Source organism: Streptomyces sp. NPDC059909, assembly GCF_042730885.1.
In the GTDB taxonomy this organism is placed as follows: Bacteria; Actinomycetota; Actinomycetes; order Streptomycetales; family Streptomycetaceae; genus Streptomyces.
In genome coordinates this window covers 1,497-5,790 of the sequence record NZ_JBHWKX010000163.1, presented here as the reverse complement: position 1 = coordinate 5,790, position 4,294 = coordinate 1,497, and the positions used below count along the sequence as shown (strand labels likewise).

The window sequence follows — 4,294 nt, the reverse complement described above, 5'->3', positions numbered from 1 at the left end:
GCCGTCGCGAGGGTGTCCAGGTTGTTCGTCACAAAACGATCTTGGACGCCCTCGCTCTCGTCTCTGCAGGCACCCCTTGGAATTGATCATCTAGAGCAAGAGGGGCAACCGGCCCTGGCTGCCCGTCTCTGCCTTCACGCTGTGAGGGGTCGGCCTGGAATGGGTCGCGGAGCGTCTGGTGACCAGTCGAGAGGCGGTGCTGCGGGGAGACGTGATCATGCTTCCCATACCGCTGACTCCGGGAGGCGCCATGAAGGCGCTCAACGCGGCGCTACCGGTCTACTTCGACGACGACTTCGCCTCCGTCGTCCTGGAGAACGGGTGCGAGGTCGCCCTCGTGTGGCTCGTTCCCATCGGGAGTGCCGAAGCCGCATTCATCGACCGGCGAGGGTGGGACGCGTTCGAGCGGGAGCTCGTCCGTCAGGACCCGGACCTGCTCGATCTCGGGCGCGCCGAGACCGACCTCGGCTGCCCTCGTTGCCGGTACTGACCCGGACATGAACCGGAACCGGGCCGGCCACAGCGTGGCTCGGCCCGGACGGGAGAAGGAGGGAGGTCAGCAGTTCTTCCAGGAACCGCTCGAACCCCACGAGCACGAGTCGACGAGCGTGCCCGTCGGCTTCCGCAGGTACGCCGTGTCCCCGGTGTTGTTCCACACGTACGCCGCACGACCCCAGTACCGGTGCCCCGCAGTGTTGGTGCCCTTGCCGGTGTGGACCTTCACATAGGACTTCGCGCCGATGGTGCCGGTGAAGGTGTATGTCCAGCCGGCGGCGTCCCGCAGCTTCCAGTCCTTGATCGAGATCGCGGACGTGCTGGAGTTGTAGAGCTGTACCCACTCGGCGTTGAGCGATGTGTTGGAGCGGTTGTCGGTGCCCGGCGAGTTGTAGTACACGCGGTAGATGCTCACTCCACCGGCAGCCTCGGCCGGAGCGGCGGTCAGCAGACCACCGGCGACGGCGGCGGCCAGTGCCGCGGCCGAGGTGGCGTAACGGAGCTTCAAGGACCCTCCCCTGGTTGAACTGTGCACGAATCATGGAGAGAGTACAGCTCTTTGTGAAGGAATTGTGCGGCCGTTGAAATGTGATCAAGTGAGGCATGGTGTCGATCGATGTGCCCTGCGAGACGAGCGGCGACCGGATGTCGACGATGGGCGCCTGCTACGGGGGCGAGGATCCGACCGTGAACGCGCCTTCCCTCACCGCACCCACGTCTCCCTGGGTCGTTGTCACCCGCAGCGACGACCCATGGGTGACCGCCGAAACGGCTGCGCTCGAAGAGCAAGGCGGTCTTGTCCTGGGGCGGGACGGCCGGGAGTTGGGCGAACCGGCTGCCCTGTTCCGGACCTTCGCTCGGGAGCTCTCGTTCGCCGGCCACAGCGCGGACCGGCCCGGGCGGGAGAACGAGGGAGGTCAGGCTTCCGAGGTGTCGTGCCAGGATGGAGGCATGACCCCTTCCGCACCCGGCGACGCGTTGAGTTCGGCCCTTCGGGACGCCCGCTCGCCGTCGTGGTCCGTCCGAGCGGCAGCCGGCCGGTATCTGGCGGGCGCGGCGGAGGACGCCGAAGTGGCTGCGGTTCTGCATCGACTGCTGCTTGACGGCCAGGACACCGCGGTCACCCAAGAGACGGCGGAGGCCCTGCTCGAGCGAGGGGACGTCTGCGGCCTGAGGATGGTCCTGGCCGCGCTCACCAGGGCGGACGACGACGCCGGCGATCATCTCGACGCCGCGATCAACAACGTCTACTGCCAGTCCGACGAGGGTCTCGCACAGCTCGACAAGCTCTCCTCCGCGTTGGTGTCGGACGCTGACGCCTCGATCGGCAGGGAAGCCGACAGGATCCTCGGCGGATGGGGCTCTCGCCGTTGACCGTCGCCGCCACGCCATCGCGGCCAATGCCTCGGGGCGCGAGGTGGATCGGTGCCTGTCGCCGATCCACCCCGTTCAGCCGCGACCTGGCGTGAGCCGACGTGCGTTGTCCGCGCTTTCGCGTACGTACGGGTCCGGGTCCAGGGCAAGCCGGTCGAGTACCCGCGCGGTCGCGGACTCGCTGCGCTCGGAGGCAGGGAAGCGCCCCAGGGCGATGGCGACCCAGGCGCGGACGAGGGGGGTGCTGTCGTCCGCGAGGCGACGGATCTTCGGCAGCGTCCGGTGCTGCTTGAGAAAGCCCAGGGAGCTGAGGGCGGAGACTCTTACCTGCGTGGATGGGTCGTCCAGGAGACTCATCAGCAAGTCGACGGCCGCAGGGTTCGCTCCGTGGCTGCCGAGCGTCCCCACGGTCGCGGTCCGGATCCGCTCGTCCGGGGCGTGGGCGGCGCGGGTCAACAGGGCCAGGTCAACGGGATCAGGTACGAAGCCGAGCAGCCAGATCGCCGCCCTGCGCAGATCCTGGTCGGGGTCATCGGCCCATGGCACGAGGATGCCGCGCGCAGCGACGGGGTCCTCTTGCGCGAAAACATAGAGCGTCGTCGAGAGGGAATCCTGGTCGTCGCCCAGGTCGCGGCAGAAGGCGCGCAACAGGACCGGCAGGGAGCTGCGGCCGGCCGTCTCGGCCAGGATTCCGGCGAGCACATGACGTGCGTACCAGTTCCGTGCTTCCACCGCGGCAACCAGGTGCTCCTCCAGTCGTGGAATCAGCTCCGGCTCACGGGCGGCGAGGAGTTCCTCTTCCAGCTCCGCCAAGGCGTCGATGTCGCAGTCCGGGTCCGCGAGCCCGACCGCGAGTTCCTCCAAACGCGCCGTCAGGCCGTTTGCTGATTGCTGCTCGCCCACTTCGCCCCCTCGCGATTCCTTCCGGACCCTACCGAGTCGCCGGGTGGCTGTCGGTCGGCCTCTTCTCGGCGGGCGCGCCACCGTAGGCCGGTGCCCGGCCGATCCGGCCACGCGGATCTCAAGAGACGATGTGCGCACCAGCCGAGCCCAGGAGGCAGCACGTGTCACGTCCGATCACCATCGTCACCGGCGGCAGTCGCGGTATCGGCGCAGCCACATGCGTCCGGCTGGCGGCGGACGGGCACGACCTGGCCCTCGGGTACGTCAGCAACAGAAGCGCCGCGGAGGAGGTCGCCGGCGCCGTGCGCGCCGCGGGGGCGCGCTGCGTCGCCGTGCAGGTGGACACGTCCGACGAGGCGGACGTGGAGCGGCTGTTCGACACGGTCGCGGCGGAACTCGGGCAGGTGACCGGGCTGGTCAACAACGCCGGCGTCACCGGCCCGCTCGGCAGGCTCGTCGACGCCAGCACCGAGGACCTGTGCCGGGTCATCGACGTGAACCTCCTCGGCTATCTGCTCTGCTGCCGGCGCGCCGCCCGCGACATGGTGGCGCACGGGGCCGGCGGAGCCATCGTCAACATCTCCTCCGGCGCCGCCACCCTCGGCAGCCCCGGGGAGTACGTCCACTACGCCGCGACCAAGGCCGCCACCGACGCCCTGACCATCGGCCTCTCCAAGGAGCTCGGCCCGGACGGCATCCGGGTCAACGCCGTCGCACCCGGTGCCGTCACCACCGGCATGCACGCCGCCATGGGCGACCCCGGCCGCGCGGCCAGGGTGGGCGCGCAGACCCCGCTCGGGCGGCCCGGCGAGCCCGCCGAGATCGCTGCCGCCGTCGCATGGCTGCTGTCACCCGACGCCTCGTACACCACGGGCACGGTCCTGCGGGTCGCCGGCGGCCGGTGACGCGTCCTCAAGCCGGTGCCGACAGGCAACCCGCGCCCGGTTCGGCCTTGTCAGGATCACGACTCTGCATCCAATCGTCCGGTGGGCACTACAGGGCCTCTTGGAGGCGTCCCGGAGCTGTAGCGTTCGCCTGTTCGATTCAACGTGCCGTCACCAGAGGACCCTCATGACCACTCCGCCCGCGCCCCAGACTCCCGGCCCCCAGCAGGTCCCGCCGCCTGCCGACGGGTTCGGCGCCCCGGTCGCCCCGCCCGCCCCGAAGCCCAAGGCCGGTAAGGGCAAGAAGGTCCTGCGCGTGGTCGCGCTGATTGTGGCGGCGGTCGTGGTGAAGTTCGGCATCTCGTACTTCTTCAACTCCCCGGTGCACGCCGAGGCCGGCGAGTGCGTCCAGGTGACCGGAAGCGACACCGACCCCAAGGTGTCGACGAAGGAGTGCGGCGACAAGGACGCCAACTTCGAGGTCGTCAAGGTCATCGACGACACCTTCGACGTCAACGCCTGTGGCAAGAACGGCGAGGCCGCCCTGGCGCAGCAGTGGGACCAGGAGAAGTTCGTCCTCTGCCTGAACCCGATCAAGTAACGGACGACCCCGGCCGCGGCGCGCCCTGTTGAAGGGA

At 69.3% G+C, this 4,294-nt stretch carries 6 protein-coding genes; 4 read left to right on the top strand and 2 right to left on the bottom strand.

Annotated features, from left to right (window positions below; genetic code table 11):
- The first annotated feature begins 154 nt into the window (after positions 1-154).
- Positions 155-490, top strand: coding sequence for a suppressor of fused domain protein (locus tag ACFV9O_RS39460; protein WP_385427687.1), 336 nt, complete (start codon positions 155-157; stop codon positions 488-490).
- A 66-nt stretch (positions 491-556) separates the two neighbouring features.
- Here the strand turns inward: ACFV9O_RS39460 and ACFV9O_RS39455 are convergent, their stop codons facing one another.
- Complete coding sequence (locus ACFV9O_RS39455) at positions 557-1,003, bottom strand: lamin tail domain-containing protein (RefSeq protein ID WP_385427684.1); 447 nt, start codon at positions 1,001-1,003, stop codon at positions 557-559.
- A 95-nt stretch (positions 1,004-1,098) separates the two neighbouring features.
- Here ACFV9O_RS39455 and ACFV9O_RS39450 point away from each other — a divergent pair, with 95 nt between their 5' ends.
- On the top strand, positions 1,099-1,869 hold the full coding sequence (locus ACFV9O_RS39450) for a hypothetical protein (protein ID WP_385427681.1): 771 nt from the start codon (positions 1,099-1,101) through the stop codon (positions 1,867-1,869).
- Positions 1,870-1,944: 75 nt separating this feature from the next.
- Here the strand turns inward: ACFV9O_RS39450 and ACFV9O_RS39445 are convergent, their stop codons facing one another.
- A complete protein-coding gene (locus ACFV9O_RS39445; protein ID WP_385427678.1) occupies positions 1,945-2,772 on the bottom strand; it encodes a HEAT repeat domain-containing protein in 828 nt (275 codons plus the stop codon).
- Between the two features lie 161 nt (positions 2,773-2,933).
- On the opposite strand from ACFV9O_RS39445, the gene ACFV9O_RS39440 reads away from it, so the two are divergent.
- Together ACFV9O_RS39440 and ACFV9O_RS39435 are read left to right on the top strand one after the other, a co-directional pair.
- Positions 2,934-3,677: an SDR family oxidoreductase gene (locus ACFV9O_RS39440; protein WP_385427676.1), complete on the top strand. Its 744-nt coding sequence runs from the start codon at positions 2,934-2,936 to the stop codon at positions 3,675-3,677.
- Between the two features lie 166 nt (positions 3,678-3,843).
- A complete protein-coding gene (locus tag ACFV9O_RS39435; RefSeq protein ID WP_385427673.1) occupies positions 3,844-4,257 on the top strand; it encodes a hypothetical protein in 414 nt (137 codons plus the stop codon).
- The last annotated feature ends 37 nt before the right edge of the window (positions 4,258-4,294 follow it).

Excerpts from the sequence above, each read along its gene's own strand:
- ACFV9O_RS39450 (WP_385427681.1), top strand. The coding sequence starts at position 1,099 with ATGGTGTCGATCGATGTGCCCTGCGAGACGAGCGGCGACCGGATGTCG.
- ACFV9O_RS39435 (WP_385427673.1), top strand. The coding sequence starts at position 3,844 with ATGACCACTCCGCCCGCGCCCCAGACTCCCGGCCCCCAGCAGGTCCCG.